Annotated in this window: 9 protein-coding genes; 1 reads left to right on the plus strand and 8 read right to left on the minus strand. The window is 75.9% G+C overall.

Annotated elements, in window-relative coordinates; genetic code table 11:
- Window positions 1-115: 115 nt before the first annotated feature.
- The 5 genes from ACZ6S5_RS33410 to ACZ6S5_RS33430 all read right to left on the minus strand — a co-directional run bounded on the left by ACZ6S5_RS33410 (window position 116) and on the right by ACZ6S5_RS33430 (window position 8,906).
- Window positions 116-1,738 carry an ABC transporter permease gene (locus tag ACZ6S5_RS33410; RefSeq protein WP_466006281.1) on the minus strand — a complete coding sequence of 541 codons (1,623 nt, stop codon included), beginning with the start codon at window positions 1,736-1,738 and terminating at the stop codon, window positions 116-118.
- Entirely contained in the window at window positions 1,735-2,652 is a 918-nt protein-coding gene (locus ACZ6S5_RS33415; RefSeq protein ID WP_466006282.1) for an ABC transporter ATP-binding protein, read from the minus strand. Before ACZ6S5_RS33415 ends, ACZ6S5_RS33410 begins: the two co-directional genes overlap by 4 nt.
- 63 nt (window positions 2,653-2,715) lie before the next feature.
- Window positions 2,716-4,230: a GMC family oxidoreductase gene (locus tag ACZ6S5_RS33420; RefSeq protein ID WP_466006283.1), complete on the minus strand. Its 1,515-nt coding sequence runs from the start codon at window positions 4,228-4,230 to the stop codon at window positions 2,716-2,718.
- A complete protein-coding gene (locus tag ACZ6S5_RS33425) occupies window positions 4,227-7,622 on the minus strand; it encodes a non-ribosomal peptide synthetase (RefSeq protein WP_466006284.1) in 3,396 nt (1,131 codons plus the stop codon). Before ACZ6S5_RS33425 ends, ACZ6S5_RS33420 begins: the two co-directional genes overlap by 4 nt.
- Before the next feature lie 72 nt (window positions 7,623-7,694).
- Window positions 7,695-8,906 (minus strand): NAD(P)/FAD-dependent oxidoreductase, encoded by a 1,212-nt coding sequence (locus ACZ6S5_RS33430; protein ID WP_466006285.1) that lies wholly within the window; start codon window positions 8,904-8,906, stop codon window positions 7,695-7,697.
- A gap of 304 nt (window positions 8,907-9,210) precedes the next feature.
- Here ACZ6S5_RS33430 and ACZ6S5_RS33435 point away from each other — a divergent pair, with 304 nt between their 5' ends.
- The gene (locus ACZ6S5_RS33435) at window positions 9,211-10,212 is read left to right on the plus strand and encodes a helix-turn-helix domain-containing protein (protein WP_466006286.1); all 1,002 of its coding nucleotides are present in this window, start codon (window positions 9,211-9,213) and stop codon (window positions 10,210-10,212) included.
- A gap of 256 nt (window positions 10,213-10,468) precedes the next feature.
- Here the strand turns inward: ACZ6S5_RS33435 and ACZ6S5_RS33440 are convergent, their stop codons facing one another.
- The 3 genes from ACZ6S5_RS33440 to ACZ6S5_RS33450 form a co-directional block, all read right to left on the minus strand.
- Window positions 10,469-11,950, minus strand: coding sequence for an MFS transporter (locus tag ACZ6S5_RS33440; RefSeq protein WP_466006287.1), 1,482 nt, complete (start codon window positions 11,948-11,950; stop codon window positions 10,469-10,471).
- Window positions 11,951-12,046: 96 nt separating this feature from the next.
- Window positions 12,047-16,237 (minus strand): non-ribosomal peptide synthetase, encoded by a 4,191-nt coding sequence (locus tag ACZ6S5_RS33445; RefSeq protein ID WP_466006288.1) that lies wholly within the window; start codon window positions 16,235-16,237, stop codon window positions 12,047-12,049.
- 94 nt (window positions 16,238-16,331) lie between these two features.
- Window positions 16,332-19,790: SDR family NAD(P)-dependent oxidoreductase (locus ACZ6S5_RS33450; RefSeq protein WP_466006289.1), on the minus strand; the 3,459-nt coding region annotated here is incomplete at its 5' end.

Raw genomic sequence — 19,790 nt, forward strand, 5'->3', positions numbered from 1 at the left:
ACCCCCCCCCCCCCCCTCCCCCCCCCCCTCCGCCCCCCCCCCCCCCCCCCCCCCCCCCCCCCCCCCCCCCCCCCCCCCCCCCCCCCCCCCCCCCGATCCGGGGGGTGAGCGGTGATCAGGCGGTGTCCAGGTCGCGCCGGCGGAAGGTGGCCAGGCCGGCCGCCCCCAGCAGCAACACCAGCACCCCCAGCCAGACCAGCGGCATCGCGGCCACGTCGCCGCCGGGCAGCCGGGGCAGGTGGGTGAACGGGGAGACGTCCATGACCCACTGGTCCAGCTCGAGCACTGGGCCCAGCTGGGCGATCAGCAGAATCGCCCCGACGAAGAGCCACGCCACCAGCGTGGCGCCGGGCAGCAGCCCGAACAGGGCCGCGGCCAGCGCGGCCGGCAGCAGCGCGGCCGGCAGCTGCACCAGCGCCGCGCCGAGCATCCGGGGCAGCTCGCCGCCCACGTCGCCGGAGCGCGCCCCGTGCACCAGCCCGACCACCAGGCCGGCGGTGAGCAGCAGCACCACCACGCCGGCCACCGCGACCAGCACGTGGCTGAGCGCGTACCGGGTGCGGGTCACTGCGGCGGCCAGCACCGGCTCGGCCCGCAGCCCGGACTCCTCCGAGCGCAGCCGCAGCACCGCCGAGACCGCGTACGCGGCGGCGGCCAGGCCGAGGATCCGCAGCACCCACACCAGGTAGCTGTCGACCAGCACGTCGGCGCCGCCGAGCTGGCGGATCGCCTTCGCGGCGGTGGCGTTGTCGCCCACCATGTCGGTGATGTCGTGGGCCAGCGAGCCGAGCACCGCCCCGCCGACCGCCACCCCGGCCGCCCAGGCGATCAGGCCGCCCCGCTGCAACCGCCAGGCCAGCGCGAGCGGGGTGGCCAGGCCGGGCGGCGCCGCCGGCGGGCCGAGCCGCGCTGCCAGCAGGCCTGCGCCGATGTCCCGCCGCCGGCTCAGCGCCACCGCGACGCCGGTGAGCGCAGCCCCGACGACCACGGCCAGCCCGAGCACCCACCAGCGCTCCCCGGCGTACGGCCGGAGCTGGTAGAACCAGCCGGTGGGGGAGAGCCAGGCGAGTTGCCGCACGCCCCCGGTGCCGTCGTTCGCCACCGAGGCCGAGTCGGCGATGCCACGCAGCAGGAACGTGCCGCCGAAGACCGCCAGGGCGATCCCGTTGGCGGTGCGGGCGGCCTCCACCAGCTGCGCGGTGACCGCCGCGACGGTGGCGAAGACCCAGCCCACCATGGCCACGCCCAGCCCGTACGCCAGCGAGCCGGCCCCGGACAGCCCGGCGCCCATCAGCCCGGCCGCAGCGCCCAGCCCGATCAGCAGGTCGGCGACGCCGACCACGAGCAGGGCGGCGGCCAACCGGGCGTGCCGGCCGACGGCGGCGGCGGTGACCAGCTCCGCCCGGCCACTCTCCTCCTCGCTGCGGGTGTAGCGGGTGACCAGCATGATGCTGGTGATCGCCACCAGCAGCAGCACCCAGACCGCGCTCTCCTTGACCACGATCCCGCCCAGGTGGTCGACGCCGACGCTGGGCCCGCTGAACACCGCGGCCGCCGGGTTGCTGCCCACGCCCTCGGCGTACTCGCGCTGCTTCTCCACCGACGCGTAGGCGTCGGCGAGCGACTTGGCCGGGCCGGCGGCGAGGCTGATCGCGAGCAGGATCCACACCGGCAGGCCGATCCGGTCCCGGCGGAGCGCCAGCCGGGCCAGGCGCCCGGTGCCGACCAGCTCACTCATCGGGCACCGACCTTCTCGCCGCTGCGGTGCGGGCCGACGTCGTAGTGGCGCAGGAACAGCTCCTCCAGCGTGGGCGGCTGGCTGACCAGCTCGCGCGCCTCGTACTCGCCGAGCCGGCGCAGCACCTCCGGCAGCGCGTCCGGGTCGACCTGGAGGCTGACCCGGTCACCGTCGACGGTGACGTTGTGGGTGCCGGGCAGCTCGCCCAGGCCGGCGGCCGGGCGGCCCAGCCGGGCCTGGATGGTGGTGCGGGTCAGGTGGCGCAGCTCGCTCAGCGAGCCGGTCTCCACGATCCGCCCGGACCGGATGATGCTGACCCGGTCGCAGAGCTTCTCCACCTCGCCGAGGATGTGGCTGGCCAGCAGCACCGTGCGGCCCTCCCGACGGACGTCGCTGACGCACTGGTTGAACACCTCGGACATCAGCGGGTCCAGGCCGGAGGTGGGCTCGTCCAGGATGAACAGCTCCACGTCCGAGGCGAACGCCGCTACCAGGGCCACCTTCTGCCGGTTGCCCTTCGAGTAGGCCCGGCCCTTCTTGCGCGGGTCGAGCTGGAAGCGGTCGAGCAGCTCCGCCTTGCGGGCCGGGTCCAGCCCGCCGCGCAGCCGGCCGAGCAGGTCGATGGTCTCCCCGCCGGAGAGCCGTGGCCAGAGGCTCACGTCGCCCGGCACGTACGCCAGCCGCTTGTGCAGCCGGGTGATGTCCCGCCAGGGGTCGCCGTCCAGCAGCCGCACCGTGCCGGCGTCGGCCCGCAGCAGGCCGAGCAGGACCCGGATCGTGGTCGTCTTGCCCGCCCCGTTGGGGCCCAGGAAGCCGTGCACCTCACCGGTGCGCACGGACAGGTCGATGCCGTCCAGCGCCACCGTCTTGCCGAATCGTTTGACCAGGCCCTGGGCCTGGAAGGCGTCACTCATGCGGCGAGGTTCGCAACCGGTGCTGGCAGAGCCCGCACAGATCGCTGTCAACCGGTGACCGGATCAGGACATCCAGTCGGCCGCCCGCTCGCCCAGCATCACGCAGGTCAGGTTGGGGGTGGCCCGCGGCACGGTGGGCAACACCGAGGCGTCCACCACGCGCAGCCCGTCCACCCCGTGCACCCGCAGGAACTGGTCGACCACCGCGCCCGGGTCGTCGGCCGGGCCCATCCGGGCCGTGCCGGTCGGGTGCCACGAGGGCGCGACGAAGGTGCGTACCGCCCGGCGTAGCAGCGGCTCCTCGGCCACCATCCGGTCGGTCCAGAGCAGCACCCGCTCCAGCAGCCCGGCCATCGCCGGCGCCCGCAGCAGCGACCAGACCAGCCGGGTACCGATCATCAGCCGCTGCTCGTCGCGGGGTTCCCGGGCCAGGTGGAGCCGGATCTCCGGCGGGCTGTCCGGGGTCGCGTCCCGCAGCCCGACGCTGCCCCGCGAGTCGGTGCTCATCAGCATCACCGCCACCGACACGCCGGGCCGCCCGCGCAGCATCGGCCCGAGGGTGGGCACGTCCTCCGGCGCCACGTTGCAGTTGAGGAAGACCATCAGGTCCGGGTCGACCCCGTCGCTGGCCGCCCGGGCCACCATCGAGTGCCACGGGTCGCCGGCCCGGCACAGCCCGGCCCGGGGCACCGCCCAGATACCGAGCAGCGGGTGGTCGCTGAGGTTCGCGCCGACCCCCGGCAGGTCCACCCAGGGCCGTACGCCGAGCGCGGCGAGCCGGTCCGCCGGCCCGATGCCGGAGCGCTGCAGCAGCAGCGGGGTGTTCACCGCGCCGGCGCTGAGCGTCACCCGGTCGGCCCGGACCCGGACGGTCCGCCCGCCGCGCCGGACCTCGACCCCGGTGACCCGGGACCCGTCGCCGAACAGCCGCAGCGCGGTGGCGTCCGGCCAGATCGTCAGGTTCGCCCGGTCCCGCGCGGCGGCCAGGTACGTCTCGGCCGTGCCCATCCGGCGGCCCTGCCAGGAGTTCGTCGGTAGCCGCCCCACCCCCGGCGTCGGCGCGGCGTTCAGGTCCGCCACCGGCGGCAGCCCCTGCTGCCGGCAGGCGTCCACGAACGCGTCGCTGATCGGCGTGGTGGCGGTCAGCCGGCGGATCGGGACCGGTCCCCGGTCGCCGTGCTCCGGCCCGGTCACGTCGTGGTCGGTCTCCATCCGCAGGAAGTACGGCAGCACCTTCCACCAGGCCCACTCCGGGTTGCCGGCGGCGGCCCACTCGTCGAAGTCGGCCGGCAGCCCGCGCAGCGCGATCGCGCCGTTCACCGCCGACGAGCCGCCCACCACCCGGCCCACCCGGTACGGCACCGGCCGGTCCCCGTCGGCCGTCTCGTACTCCCAGTTCAGCCCGGCCAGCGTGGGCCGGCCGAGCTGTTCGGGGCCACCGTCCCCGCCGGTCCGGTCCGGGCCGGCCTCGAGCAGCAGCACCCGCCGCCCGCCCTGCTCGCAGAGGCGGGCGGCCAGCGTGGCGCCGGCCGAACCGGCGCCCACCACCACGTCGTCCCAGCCGGCCTCCGGGCTCACGCCCGCTCCCGCAGCAGGCCGCGTACGGTCTCGGCCAGCTCCGCCACGGTCGGGCTGTCGAACAGCATCGGCAGGCCCTCGTCGGCGTCCGGCTCGATGCCGAACTCCTCGCGGAGCCGGCCCAGGATCCGGACCGCGTGCAGCGAGTCGGCGCCCAGCTCGAAGAAGTTGTCCGTCACCCCGAAGTCGTCCCGGCCCAGCGCCTCCTGCCAAATCGCCAGGATGGCCCGTTCCACCTCGTCGCCGGGGGCGGCGCGGTGCCCGGCCGGGTCCGGCCCGCTCCACGGCGACGGCAGCGCGCCCCGGTCCACCTTGCCGTTCGCGCTCAGCGGGATCCGGTCCAGCACCGGGTAGTGGTGCGGGACCATGTACTCGGGCAGCACCCGGGCCAGCCCGGCGCGCAGCGTCTCGGCGGCCACCCGCGCGGCCGGGTCGGCCGGCACCACGTAACCGACGAGCTGGCGACGGCCGGTGCCCGGGTTGGTGTCCACCACGGTCACCGCCTCGGCCACCCCCGGTTGCCGGGACAGCGCCGCGGTGATCTCGCCCAGCTCGATCCGGAAGCCGTTCAGCTTCACCTGGTCGTCGTCGCGGCCGAGGAACTCGATGGTTCCGTCGGGCAGCCACCGGCCGAGGTCGCCCGTGCGGTAGAGGCGCTCGCCGGTGACCGGGTGCCGGATGAACCGCTCCCCGGTGCGGGCCGGGTCGGCCCAGTAGCCCAGCGCCACGCCCGTCCCGCCGATCCACAGCTCGCCCGGCGTCCACACCGGACAGGGGTGGAGCCGGCCGTCGAGAACGTGCATGGTCTGGTTCGCCATCGGGCGCCCGTACGGGATGCTGGTCCAGTCGGCGCCGACCACGCCGATCGGGTGGTGGATCGACCAGATCGACGCCTCCGTGGCGCCGCCCAGGCTGTGCACCGCCGCCCGCGGGTGCCGGGCCCGGATCGCGTCGGGCAGCCGTACTGGGATCCAGTCGCCGCTGAGCAGCACCACCCGCAGCGCCGAGCCGGCCGGGTCGGGGTGCGCGGCCGAAGCGTCCACCCAGGCCTGCATCAGCGCCGGCACGGAGTTCCAGACCGTGACCCGGTGCCGGCGGACCAGGTCGCCCCAGTGCTCCGGGTCGGCGGCCCGGCCGGGCGCGGGCAGCACCACGGCGGCGCCGGCCGCGAGGGCGCCGAACACGTCGTAGACGGACAGGTCGAAGCTGAGCGCGGACAGCCCCAGCACCCGGTCGGCCGGGGTGACGCCGAAGCGGGCGTTGACGTCCTGCACCGTGTTGGCCGCGCCCCGGTGGTCGATCATCACGCCCTTCGGCCGGCCGGTCGAGCCGGAGGTGAAGATGACGTATGCCAGGTCGTCCGGGGCCGGCCCGGGACCGGCCGCGGCCGGGTCGGCGGCCCGCACCTCCGGGTCGTCCAGGGTGACCAGGCGCAGCCCGGCCGGCCAGGCCAGCTCGTCGCGCAGCCGCGGCGTGGTCACCACGATCCGCACCCCGCCCTGGTCGAGCAGGTCGGCCCGGCGCGCCTCCGGCCAGGCCGGCTCGATCGGCAGGTACGCGGCCCCGGCCCGGGTCACCCCCAGCACGGCGGGCACCTGCTCGGCGCAGCGGTCCAGCACCACCGCCACCAGCTGGCCGGTGGTCGCGCCCAGCTCGCGCAGCCGGACCGCCAGCCGGCGGCCCCGGTCGACCACCTCGCCGTGGGTCAGGCCGCCGTCCGGCGTGATCACCGCGGGCGCGCCGGGCTGCGCGGCCGCGCGCTCCTCGACCAGGTCGCAGAGGGTACGTGCGGGAATGTCGGCGGCCGTCTCGTTGATCCGCCGCCGCTGCGCCAGCTGGTGCGCCGGCAACGGCACCGGGGCGTCCACCTCGTCCCAGCTCGCGGCCTCCTCGGCGAGCCGGCGCAACAGGGCCTGGTAGCTGTCGAACATGTCGTCGAGCAGCCCGGCCGGGAAGAGCGCCTCCACCGCGTCCCAGTCCAGGCAGAGGTCCCCGCTCTCCTCGGTGACCTGGTGGTCCAGCCACACCTGCGGGGTCTGGCTGATGCCGTGGCCGAACTCCCCGAAGAACCGCGAGTCCGGCGTCCGCTGCTCCCGGTCGCCGAGCGCGAGGGCGCTGGTGAACACCACGGGCATCGCCGCGCCCGGCCCGCCGCCCAGGCGGCGGGACCGCTCCCGCAGCACCCGGACCCCGCTGAACGCGGAGTGCTCCAGGTCCTCGACGAGCTGGCGGTTGAGCCGCCGGGCGCGGTCGGCGAACGACTCCCCGGGGACCGCGGTGGCGGCGAGCAGGGTGACCGAGGTGAAGTCGCCGATGATCTCGCCGATCCGCGGGTGCAGCGGCCGCCGGTTGAACAGGCTGAGGTTGAGGGTGAAGTCGGCCTGCCGCGACCAGGTGCGCAGCACCTCCGCGTACGCGCTCATCACCGCGACCGAGGCGGTGACCCCGTACCGCTGCGCGGTCGCCTTGAGGGCGTCCCAGAGTGGGCGGGGCAGCCGGGCGCTGCGCCGGACGAACTCCACCGGCCCGCCGCCGGGGCCGCCGACGGCGCCGGCGCGCAGCGGCAGGGCCGGCGCGGGCGGCAGGCCCTCCAGCCGGTCCCGCCAGTACGCCTCGGCGGCCCGGTACTCGCGGCCGCCCCGGGCCGCCTCCTCGGCCAGGACGTAGTCCCGGTAGGACAGCGGCAGCGGCTCGGGCGACCAGTCCGGGTCGGTGTAGAACCGCCGCCAGTCGCGGAACAGCAGCTGGAGGCTGAACGCGTCCATGATCAGCACGTTGATGCTGACGTGCAGTCGGATCCGGTGCTCGTCGAGCAGCGAGGCGCGCAGGTCGAACAGCGGCCAGTGGTCCGGCGGCAGCAGCTGGTGCCCCATCTCCACCCGGGTCTTGGCCAGCGCGGCCCGGCGCTCGTCCTCGGGCGCCGCGCGCAGGTCGGCCACCGGCAGGTCGTACGGCGGCACCTCGGGCAGGATCCGCTGCCGCCCGTCCGGGTCGACCACCGCGCGCAGCATGTCGTGCCGGTCGATCACCTTGCGCAGGCTCTCCGCCAGCCGGGCCGGGTCGAGGTCGAGCCCGTCCAGCTCGAAGTAGTAGTGGGTGGCGACGCCACCCAGTTGCAGCGCCGGATTGCGGCCCACCCAGTAGGCGTGCTGGATGTCGGTCAGCGGGAACGGCTCGTACCGCTCCTGCGGCCGGGGCACGATCTCCTGCGGCGTCCCGCCGTCGGACAGCCGGCGCAGCAGCGCGATCAGCGCGTCCCGGTGCTCGCGCAGTTCCTCGCGCAGCTGCGGGGTGAGCGCGCCGGCGGCGGCCCGGACGTCCAGCCGGTCGTCGACCAGGCGCAGCCGCACACCGCGCCGGTGCAGTTCGGACAGTAGGTCAGGCGCCGTCATGATCTCTCCTGCCAGGTGTCGGGTCGTCGGGGCGGGACGGGCGCCGGCGCGGCCGCCGGCGGGGGGCGGTGGTCATCCGGCCGGCGCGCCCGGGGCGCCGGCCGGGGTCCCCAGGGCGGTGGCCACCCCGTCGACGAACTCCGTCCAGCCGTACATCCCGGCGATGAAGCCGAAGAAGCGGTCCATCTGCTCCTGGTCGCCCTGGATCGCCCGGAGCACGTCCAGCAGCTCGTCGGCCGGGCGCAGCCGGGCCGCCTGCAGGTTGAAGTGGTAGGTGGGCAGGGACTCCCGGTCGCGCCGCACGGTGTAGTCGACCAGCGCCCGGTCCACCAGCTGCGCGCCGCCCAGCGCCGGCGACAGGTGCTCGGCCAGCAGCGCGGCGTGCGCGATGGCGTCGCTGATGCCGTTGGCCCCGATCGAGTCCTTGTGGTAGCCGGCGTCGCCGACCAGCGCCCAGCCCGGCCCGCTGCCGCGGCGGAAAAAATTGGGCAGCCGGCCGGTGCCGACGAAGCGTTCCTCGCGCCGGCCGGACCGGACCCGTTCCAGCACGCTCGGCGCGGCCAGCGCCAGCGAGCGGAGGTACGACCCCTCGATGTCCTTGCGGACCTCCTCGAACTCCTCGCGCGGCGCCTGCACGACGACCATGACGAGCCCGTCGTTGGTCGGCACCGCCCCGACCAGGCGCCGGTGGTCGACGAAGACCTCGTAGTCGGCGGTGAACCCGCTCCAGTAGGTGTAGTAGACGCAGCAGAGCGAGGGCACCGCCTCGTACTTCGGCGCCTGCACCTTCTTCGCCACCACCGAGTCCAGCCCGTCCGCGCCGATCACCACGCGGGCCCGCTCGGTGAACTCGCCGCGCGGTCCCCTGGCCCGGATCCCGACCACCCGGTCGCCGTTCCAGAGCAGGTCGGTGACGTTGCACTCCTCGCGCAGCTCGGCGCCGGCCGCCTCGGCCGCCCGCACCAGCAGGGTGTCCAGCACGAAGCGGCGTGGACCGTAGCCGGCCCGGATGCCGTCGATGGGCGGCGCGCAGCCGGCGACCGGCACCCCGGCGAGGGTCCACCGGGACACCTCCAGCGGCGGGCAGCCGCTGGCGCGCAGCCGGTCCAGCAGGCCCCAGCCGGCCAGCCGGGCAATGGTCGGCGGGTGGACGTAGTGGGTGGACATCGTGTCGCTGGGGAAGCTCGCCCGGTCCAGCAGCAGCACCCGATGCCCGGCCCGCGCCAGCAGCATCGCGGTGGTGGCACCGGCGCAGCGCGCACCGACGACGATCACGTCGTACATCCCGGACTCCTCGAAAACCGCCGAGCAGGTGCCACCATCGTGCGACGTACGGCGCTGCCAAAGCCATACGGAAAAGGTAAAGATATTTACGACACATCAATTTGTGGGGTGCGTTTCCGGGGTACCGGGACAACGCCGTCACGCAGCGCTGAAAGACCCCCCTACGGCGCGTATCCGATCCCCTTATCGTGCCGGTTGAGCTGCTCGTTCGCCCCCTAGCCGCGCCGGCCGCATTGACCGTCCAATTAGCGCGACCATACCGTCCACTCTCGACGTGTGCATATTAGCCCGGGGGGTTGGATAAATGGGGCAAGCGGCTCAGGAACGGGCGATCGCCATTTCACCGGAGGACCGGAAGATTCTCGTCTCGCTGTCCGGGGGAGACCGCCGCGGTGGGGAGCCGCTGCGGGCCGCCATCGTGCTCACCGCCGCCGCCGGCCTCTCGCAGGCCGAGACGGCACGCCGGCTGGCCACCACCCCGCCCACCGTGGCCACCTGGCTGCGCCGCTACGCCGAGGAGGGGGTGCCCGGCCTGCGCGACCGGGTACGCCCCGGCCGCCGACCCCGGGTGCGGGACGCCGACGTGGTGCTGCGGACGCTGACCACCCGCCCGCCCGGCGGTGGCGCCTGGTCCAGCCGGGCGCTCGGCGTCGAGCTGGGCGTCTCCAACGGCACGGTGGCCCGGGTCTGGCGGCGTTGGGGCCTGCGCCCGGCCGAGCCGGCCGGGTTCCGCCTGCCCGGGCTGCCCGACCTGCCGCTGGCCGGCGCGGAACTGGTCGGACTGCACTGCGACCACCGCGACTGCCTGCTCGTCCTCGCCGCCGGCCCGGCGTCCGCCGGGTCCGACGGCGCGGCACTGACCGGTACCGGCCCCGCCGGCCCCACATCCGCCGGGTCCGCCAGCTCGTCCATCTGCCTGGGTGCGGTCGTCGCGGCACTGACCGGTACCGGCCCCGCCGGTACTGCGGAGGCCGCGCCGCCGTCGCTGGCCGACTTCCTCGCGGCGGTGGCCGACGGCCGTTCGGACGGGCGGCTGCACGTGCTCGCCGCCGGGGAGCAGACCGCGTGTCGGCCGGCCGTCCGTGCCTGGACGGCCCGGCACGGCCACCGGGTCCGGGTCGCCCCGGCGGAGCCGACCTGGACTGAGCTGGCGGCGGTGGCGGCCGGACTCACCGCCCCGATCACCGGCCGGGCCGCCCCGGATCTCGGCGGCCGGCTGGTTGCCGCGCTGCAGCAGGCCTGGCGGACGGCCTGGTTCAACGGGCAGCCGTGCCGATGGCTGGCCGCACCACCGACCAACCGGTAACCCCACCCGCCGGCCACGCTTCGGCTGGCCGTGCCTCCGCCCGGCCCGGCCCCCGCCGGCCGTGCCTCGGCCGGTCACCGCGCTAGCTGGTCCTGCCGCCGGCCCCAGAGACCGCCGGCGCCCGTCCGCCTGACGTTGATCTACTCGCCTTGCCGCAAGCGGCGCTGTCCGGCGCCCTTGGGCTCAAGTGGTTGTTGCAACGGGGTGGATTCTCGTGAGGATGGGGGTTCATGCCGGGCGCCGTGCCGCCGGCCGACTACCCCGCCCATCCGTCGGTCGCGCCCGTGACCGGTTGCGTCCCGGCCGTCTGCGCCGCCGTCCCGGCGGCCGGGACGCCGGCCGGCCGCGTCCCGGGGGCGGGCTGCGTCGCCGGGACGTGTGCCACGTCCCGGGCGTGCACCCGGCCGAGGGTGAGCGCCACCCCGGCGGCGAGCAGTCCACCGGTGGCGATCACCTGGTAGGCGCGGTGGAACACGGCCAGCGAGGCGCTGCCGTCGTCCAGCACGGTGATCAGCACGGCGACGCCGAGGACCGCGCCGACCTGCCGCAGGCACGAGGCGATGGCCACGCCGGTGGCGAAGCGGGCCCGGGGGAACTCGGCGAACGCGGCGTGACCGAAGCCGGGGAAGCTGAACGCCGCGCCCGCGCCGATCAGCACCGCCGCCGGCAGGAAGTCGGCGAGGAAGTTCGGTTGGCCGGGGGCGCGGGCGAACAGCAGCGCGCCGGCGCAGAAGAACAACCCGCCGGGCAGCGCCACCGCCCGGGGCCCGAACCGGTCGCCGAGCCGGCCGACCAGCGGGGCCAACGCGGCGGCGGCGACCGGGCCGGCGGTCAGCGCGCCGCCGGTGGTCAGGCTGTCGTAGCGCCACACCTGGGTCAGGAAGAGCACGTTGCACAGCAGCAGGGCGTTCATCGCGGCGGCGAAGACCAGCGACCCGAGGTTGGCGACGCTGAACGAGCGGATCCGTACCAGCGCCGGCTCGATGATCGGGGCTGGGTGCCGGCCCGACCGTATCGCCAGGGCGGCCAGCAGGGCGGCGCCGACGGCGACGGTGCCGCCGAACGCCGCCGACGTGGCTCCCGAGTCGGGCAGCCGGACCACGGCCAGGGCGAGCGTGCCGACCCCGCCGCCGAGCAGCAGCGCGCCGACCACGTCCGGGAACGGGCCGGGCGTGGTGTCGCGGGTCTCCCGGAGCACCCGGACCGCGGCCAGCAGGCCGGGCAGCCCGATCGCCAGGTTCACCAGGAACACCCACCGCCAGCCTTGCCAGGCGACCAGCGCGCCGCCGAGGGACGGGCCGGCGGCCCCGGCGACCGTGCCGGTGGCGGTCCAGAGCGCGATCGCGGTGGCCCGCCGGTGCACCGGGAACTCGGGCAGCAGCAGGCCGAGCGAGGTCGGCATGATGGCCGCCGCGCCGAGCGCCTGCAGGCACCGCGCCGCGACCAGCACGCCCACTGCGGGGGCCAGCCCGCACGCCGCCGAGCCGAGCAGGAAGAGCACCACCCCGGCGAGGAACACCCGCCGCCGGCCCCACCGGTCGGCCAGCCGCCCGGCCGGGATCAGCGCCGCGGCGAAGGCCACGTTGTACGCGTTGAGCACCCAGGACAGGTCGTTGAGCGAGCTGCCCGGGAAGGCGGCCGCCAGGGCCGGCACCGCCACGTTGACGATCGTCACGTCCAACAGCGCCATCATCACGGCGACGGACGTGACCAGCAGGACCTTCCACTGGCGGGCCATCGGGACCTCCTCTTCACGGGCGGGTCGGCCACCGCCGCCGGTCGCGCGGTGGACGGGGAACGGCGGCCCGGTCGGACCGTCGGTGGGGGACAGGGGTCAGTCGCGGGTCGCCGCGTTCAGCGCGGCGGCGACCTGCTCCACGCCGACGGCGGTGAGCACGGTGTGGTGGGTGCCGGGGACCGGCACGGTCGCCAGCCGCCCCCCGGTCAGCTCGGCCCAGCCCCAGTCGGGACGTTCGCCGTGCGGGTGGCCGGCGAACTCGCTGACCCGGCCGTCCCGGGCCCGCAGCACGGTGACGTCGGCGTCGACCCGCCCTGCCCGGTGCCCGGCGCAGGCCCGCACCACCGCGTCGAAGACCGCGTACGTGGCGGCCAGCGTGCCGCCGCCCAGGTCGTCCACGGGCACGCCCTGCTTGGCCGCCAGCCGCACCGCCCCGTCCAGCCGCTCCTCGGCGGGCAGCGCGGCCAGCTCGCGGAGCTGCTCGGGGGTGACCAGGCCGGGGTCGAAGCCCCGGTCCAGGTCCTCCAGGAACCACAGCGGGATGTCGGTGTCGGCCACCCGCTGCGGGGCCAGCGGGGCGGGGGCGTCGACGACCACCAGGTGTCGCACCCGCTCGCCGGCCTCCTCCAGCCGGCACGCGAGTTCCGCCGCGATGACCGCGCCGGAGGACCAGCCGCCGAGCAGGTACGGGCCGTGCGGCTGCTCCCGGCGCAGCGCGGCCAGGTAGAGCCGGGCCAGTTCGCCGAGGTCGGCCACCGGTTCCCGGCCGACCGCCGGCCCGGGGGCCTGCAGGGCGAGGCAGTCCCGGTCCAGCCGGGCGGCGAGGTCCCGGTAGCAGAGCACGTCACCGCCGGCCGGGTGCACCAGCACCCAGGGCGGGGCGCCGGTCTCGGCCGGTTCGCCGGTGAGCCGGATCAGCGGCGACCAGTCCGCCGGGGCGGCGTCCAGCCAGCGGGCCAGCCCGGCCACGGTGCGCCGTTCCAGCAGCGCGCCCAGCGGCACCCGCCGGCCCAGCCGCTGGGCGATCTGGCCGACCACCCGCAGCGCCGCGAAGGACTGTCCACCCAGGTCGAAGAAGTCGTCCTCGACGCCGAGCCGCTCCACCCGGAGGATCTCCCGCCAGATTCCGGCGAGCGCCACCTCGGTCGCGGTGCGCGGCGGCACGTGCCGGCGTTCGCCGTCGCCGTCGGCGAGGTCGACGGTCTCCAGGGCCCGCCGGTCCACCTTGCCGTTGCCGGTCAGCGGCAGCGCGTCCCGGACCACCACGTGGGCGGGGACCAGGTACGCGGGGAGCCGGGTGGCGAGGAACTCGCGGACCGCCACCGGGTCGGGCCGGTCCCCGCCGTCCCGTCCGACCACGAACGCGGCCAGCTGCCGCCCGGAGCCGGAGGTCCGGGCGACCACCGCCGCACCGCCCACGTCGGGGTGCTCCAGCAGGGCGTGTTCCACCTCGCCGGGCTCCACCCGGAAGCCCTGGATCTTCACCTGGAAGTCGGCCCGGCCGAGGAATTCGATGGTGCCGTCGGGCAGGTACCGGCCGCGGTCGCCGGTGCGGTACAGCCGCTCCCCGGTGACCGGGTGCGACCCGAACGCGGCGGCCGTGCGCTCCGGGTCGTTGAGGTAGCCCAGCGCCACCCCGACCCCGCCCACGTGCAGGTGCCCCGGCACCCAGGTGGGGGCGTCCCGGTCCAGTTCGTCCAGGACGTGCCAGGTCTGGTTGGTCAGCGGCCGCCCGTACGGGATGCTCACCCAGTCCGGGTCGACCCGCTCGATCGGGTGGGCGATGGACCAGATGGACGCCTCGGTGGCCCCGCCGAGGCTGACCACCCGGGCGCGCGGCGCGACCGCGCGGATCCGGTCCGGCAGGGTGACCGGGATCCAGTCGCCGCTGAGCAGCACCAGCCGCAGGTCGGGCAGGCGCACCCCGGTCGTCTCGGCGTCCTCGACGAGTAGCTGCATGAGCGCCGGCACCGAGTTCCAGACGGTCACCCCGTGCTCCCGGGCCAGCGCCAGCCAGGACGCCGGGTCGTGCCGGGCCGGGTCCGGCAGGACCAGCGTCGCGCCGGCCGCCGCGGCCCCGAACACGTCGTAGACCGACAGGTCGAAGCAGAGCGAGGAGAGGCCGAGGAGCACGTCCCGCTCGGTGACGCCGTACCGGGCGTTGACGTCGATCACCGTGTTCAGCGGCCCGCGGTGGTCCAGCATCGCGCCCTTCGGCCGGCCGGTGGACCCCGACGTGTAGATCACGTACGCCAGGTCGTCCGGCTCGCGCAGCGGCGCGTACCCGAGGGTCGGGCCGTCGTCGACGGCGTCCTCGACCACCACGATCGGCGCCGACGCCGCGCCGGCGAGCGGCGCCCGGCTGTCCGCGTCGGTGACCACCGCGGCGGCCTTCGTGTCGGCCAGCAGCCAGCCGATCCGCTCGGCGGGCCAGCCGGGATCGATCGGCACGTACGCCCCGCCGGCCAGCAGCACGGCGTGCACCGCGACGAGCTGCGGCCAGCCCTTCCGGGCGGCCACCGCCACCAGGTCGCCGGGGCGTACGCCGGTCTCCCGCAGCCGCGCGGCGAGCCGACCGGCCCGCCGGTACAGCGTGGCGTAATCGAGCGTGGCGTCCCCGGCGACCACCGCCGGCCGGGTGGGACGCTCGGCCGCCTGCCGGGCGAGGGGGGCGTGCAGCAGCCCGGCCGGGGCGGATGCCCCGGGCGCGTTCAGCCGGGCCCGGCGCTCCCGGTCGGTGGCCGGGAGCAGGTCGAACGTCTCCAGGTCCCAGGCCTCGTCGCTGTCGGCGAGCGCGTCGAGCACCGCCCCGTAGCCGGCCAGCATGTCGTCCATGAGCCCCGGCGGAAACATCGCCTCCAGCACGTCCCAGACCGTCCACATGCTGCCGTCCCGCTGCTCCCAGAACTCGCAGTCGAGCAGCACCTGCGGGGTCTCCAACAGGCTGTACACCGGCCGGTCGGTCTGCCCGACGAAGAGCGCGCTGCCCACCGCGTACGGGCAGACCGCCCGGCCCGGCGTGCGGCGGAGCTGGTTGACCGCCTGGAGCACCTTGACCCCGCTCCAGTAGACGTGCTGCATGTCCGACAGCACCTGGGCCTGCAACCGGCGGGCCCGCTCCCGGAACGGGCCGCCGGCCCGCCAGTCCACCTCGAGCGGGTAGAGCGAGGAGAAGTTGCCGACCACCTCGCCGATCTGCGGGTGCAGCGGCAGCCGGTGCGTGTTCATGTTGTTGATCAGGAAGTGCCGGGATCCGCTCCACGCCCCGAGCACCTCGGCGTACACGGCGCATAGGGCGTTGGTCTGGGACAGCCCCCGGGCGGCGGCCCGCCGGGTGAACGCCGCCCACCGGGCTGGCGACAGCACGTGCTCCCGGCGTTCCAGGCGGGACCGGCGCCGGGTGTCCGAGCCGGGCGCCAGCGGCAGCTCCGGAGCGGTCGGCCAGTCGGCCATCCGGTCCAGCCAGTACCGCTTCGACGTCTGCCCCAGCGGCGACTCCTCCAGCTCGGCGAGGGCCAGCACGCAGTCCCGGTAGCTGAGCGTCAGCTCCGGCAGCGGCTCATCCGGCTGGTCGTAACAGTGCAGCAGGTCCTTGAGGAACCGGCCGGTGCCGGGGGCGTCGCTGAAGAAGTTGTTGTTGTTCCAGTGCATGCGGACGCGTCCGCCGGACAGCAGGGAGAGCCGGACGTCCAGCCACGGCCAGCGGTCCAGCGGCAGTTCCCGGCGCTGCATGGCGACCCGGGTCTGTTCGATGCCGGCCCCCTGCCCGGCCTCGTCGAGCCCGCGCAGGTCGATCACCTCGACCGGGATCGGCGCCGGGTCGCGGACGGTCTCCAGCATCATGTCCTCGCGGACCACGACCAGGCTGTGCCGGTGCCGCCGGGCCGCCGCGTTGAGCGCCCGGGTGAACCGGTCCGGGTCCAGCTCCGGGAAGTCCACCTCCATGTACTGGTGCGGCCGGACGTGGTACTCCAGCCCCTCCCGGCTGCCCACCAGGAAGGACATCTGGATGTCCGACGGCGGGAACGGCTCGTGCCGGGCCGCCGGGTCGGGGGTGATCTCCGGCAGCGCCGCGGCCGGTTCGGCGGCCGTCCGGCCGCGGGACAGCCAGCCGATCAGTTCCGCCCGGTGCCGGGTGATCCGCTCGCGCAGCTCCGGCGAGAGGCGTCCCTTCGGCGCGCTCACGCTGAGCTGGTCGTCGCCGGCCAGCTTCAGCCGCACGTCGCTCCGGGCCAGGTCGGCCACCAGGGCGGCGACGCCGCCCGTACCCTCGTCGGCTCCGCTCACCGCAACACCCTTCCTCCAGTTCGGACCGTCCGCGCTCACCGCGCCTCCCCGGTTCGCGACCGCGGGGCTCGCAAGATCGGCTCACTCCTCGCGCTCACAGCGTCAGCACCTCGGCGTCCTCGTCGTCGAAGTCGTCGTCATCGGCGGCGACGACACTGCGCAGGGTCAGCTGCTGGCAGATCAGCTCCGCCACCTCCGCCGCCGTGCCTCCGCCGAACAGGTCCGCGGGCGGCACGTCGGCGGCGTAGTCGACCAGCAGCCGCTGGCGCAGCCGGACCGTGGTCAGCGAGTCCAGGCCCAGCTCGTTCAGCCGGGTCCCGGCGAAGGTGGGCCGGATCGCGTCCTGGTCGGCGGCGCTGAGCCCGAGCAGCAGCGCCACCCGTTCCAGCAGCCCGGCCAGCACCAGTTCGCGGGCCGCCACCGGGTCGGTCAGCGCGAGCAGGCCCAGGTCCGGCCCGGCCGCGTCGTCGCCCGCGCCGCCGCCGGCCAGGTCGGCCGGCGTCACCCCGGCCAGCAGCCGGTACGGCCGGGTCCGGCCCGCCGCGGTCAGCGATCGGCGCCAGTCCACCCGGGCCAGTCCCACCACCGGCCTGGCCGGCTCCCCGGCGGGCGGGGCGAGCAGCGCGCCCAGCGCCGCCAGGGCCTCGGCGGTGGGCAGCGCGTCCAGGCCGAGCGCGGCCAGCCGGCCCAGCACCTCCTGGTCGACGGCCATGCCGGCCTGCGCCCACGGTCCCCAGCCGACGCTGGTCGCCGGCAGGCCGTGCGCCTGCCGGTGCCGTGCCAGGGCGTCCAGGAAGGCGTTCGCGGCCAGGTAGTTGGCCTGCCCGGCGGAGCCGACCAGCGCGCCGAACGCGGAGAACAGCACGAAGAAGTCGAGATCCAGACCTTCCGTCGCCCGGTGCAGGTGCCAGCCGCCCCGGACCTTCGGGTCCAGCACCCGGCGGAACCGGTCCCAGTCCTGCTCGGCCAGGGCCGCGTCGTCGACCACGCCGGCCGCGTGCACCACGCCGGCCAGCGGGGGCAGGTCCTCGGCGAGCCGGGCCAGTGCGGCCGCCAGGGCGTCGCCGTCCGCCACGTCCGCCGCCAGGCAGCGCAGCCGTACGCCCCGTTCGCGCAGCGCGGCCAGCAGCGGCGGCTCGGCCGCCGGCACCCGCCGGCCGAGCAGGACCAGGTGCGTCGCCCCCCGGTCGGCCAGCCACCCGGCCACCGCCTGCCCCAGCCCGCCGAAGCCACCGGTGATCAGGTACGTCGCGTCGGCGCGTAGCACCGGGCCGGCGCCGGGCGCCGGCAGGTCCCGCTCCCGCAGCCTTGCCTCGTACCAGGCGCCGTCCCGCACCGCGAGGTGGGTGGCGCCGTCGGCCTCGGCGACCCGGTCGAGGACGGTGGAGAGCGCCGGCGCGGGGCCGGCCGGGTCGAGGTCCACCTGCACGCAGCGCAGGTGCGGGTGCTCGGTCAGCACCGCCCGGGTCAGCCCACCGAGCACCGCCTGCGCCGGCGCCGGCACGCCGTCCCCGGTCGGGGCCTCCGCGCCCGCGGTGCAGAGCACCACGTCCGGCGCGTCGTCGCCGTACCCCCGCAGGACCTGGCGGAGCACGGCGAGCCCGTCCCGCGCGGCGCGGTAGGCGGCGTCGGCGGGTTCCGCGTCGTCGGCGGCCGCGCCGTGCAGCAGCAGACCGCGCAGCTTGACGCCCGCCACCCGGGCGGCGTCGACCAGCCGGGCCAGGGCCGCCTCGTCGGCCGGGTCCACCGCCACGGTCCCGCCGCCCAGTGAGGCGGTCGCCGGCACCCGGGCGCCGTCGGCCAGCACCAGCGCGGCGGCGGCGCAGCCGAGGCCGAGCAGTTGGGCGTGCCAGTCCGCGACGACCTCGGCGTCCCGGCCACAGACCAGCCAGGTGTCGCGCGGGCCCACCTCGGCCCGCCGGGCCGGCCGGCCCGGCAGCGCCTCCCACGCCACGTCGTAGCGCTGCGGCCGCGACCCGGCCAGGGCGGTGACGAGGGTACGCGGCAGCGCGCGCAGCCGGACGCCGGTCAGCCGGGCCACCGGCTCGCCGAGCGCGGTGACCAGGTCCAGGTCCATCGCCCGCTCGCCGCCCTCGGGCACGCCCCGGGACCGGGCCCGGCACCAGACCCGGCGGGGCAGCCGGTCGTACACCTCGATCCGGTCGACGCCGGCCGGGAGCCAGAAGTCGTCCTCGCTCACCCCGAAGGCGGCGCCGACGTGCAGGCAGGCGTCGAGGACCATCGGGTGCAGCAGCCAGCCGTCGCCGTCCCGCTCCGCCTCGTCCACCTCGATCAGGGCGAGGGCCTCGTCACCGGAGCGCAGCAGCCGTTTCATCGCCCGGTAGCCGGGCCCGTACTCGACGCCGATCCGCCAGAGCCGGTCGTAGAACCCGTCGAGGTCCTCGGCCGCCATCCCGGCCCGTACGCCGGCCAGATGCAGCCGGGGCGGCGGCGGCGTGGTGCCCGGGTGTACGGCGGTGACCGTGACGTGCTGCGCCCACGGCTCGGACGGCTCGCCGGCGGGGCGGCTGAAGCAGCGCACCCGGCCGTCCGGCTCGGCGGTGGCCTGGAGGGTGAGCGTGACCCCGTCGGCGCAGCGGAGGAACTCGTCGAAGGTGATCCCGGCCATGGTCCACCGGGGGTCCGGGGAGTCGGCCCGGGCGGCGGCGAGCGCCCACTCGACGAGCGCCGTCGCCGGGAACACCGCCGTGCCGAGCAGCCGGTGCTGGTCGACGAAGCGGAGCCGGTCGGGGAGCACGGTCCGGGTGAACCAGCGTCCGGGGGTCCCCGCCACGTCCAGCGGCGCGCCGAGCAGCGGGTGCCCGCCGGCCACCTCGACCGGCGGGCGGGCCGGCGCGGGGTCCACGGTGGTCCGCAGCCAGTGCCGGCTGCGCTGGAACGGGTAGGTGGGCAGGTCCAGGTGGGGGTGGTCGCCGCTGGGCCGGGGATCGACGGTGGCGGCGGCCGCGAGCAGCGTGTGCTGGTCGGCGCGTTCCCGGTGCAGCACGTGCACGGCGAGTGCCTCGGGTCGGGTGTGGGTGTGCAGGGTGGTGAGCGTGGCGTCGGGTCCGAGTTCGACGAAGGTGCGCACGCCGTGCTGGTCGTGCAACGTGGTGATGCCGTCGGCGTAGTGGACGGGGGCGAGGATGTGGCGTACCCAGTAGTCGGGGTCGGTGAGCTGGTCCGCTGTCGCGAGGTGCCCGGTGACGTTGCTGACGACCGGGATGGTGGGCGGTCGGTAGGTGAGTTCGGCGGCCACCGACCGGAAGTGGTCGGCGATGGTGGTCATGTGGGGTGAGTGGAAGGCGTGGCTGACCTTCAGGTGGGTGGCTTTGCGTCCGTTGTCGCGCCACCGGGTGGCGAGTTGTTCGCACGTGTCGCGGTCGCCGCTGATGACGGCGGTGTGGGGGGTGTTGACGGCGGCGATCGAGATTCCCGCGTGGTCGGCGATCAACGCCTCGGCTTCGTCGCGGGTGGCTTGTAGCGCGATCATGGCGCCGGGTGTGGTGATGCTGTTCATGAGTCGGGCGCGGGTGGTGATGAGTAGGGCGGC

The organism is Micromonospora sp. NPDC051924 (assembly GCF_055586005.1).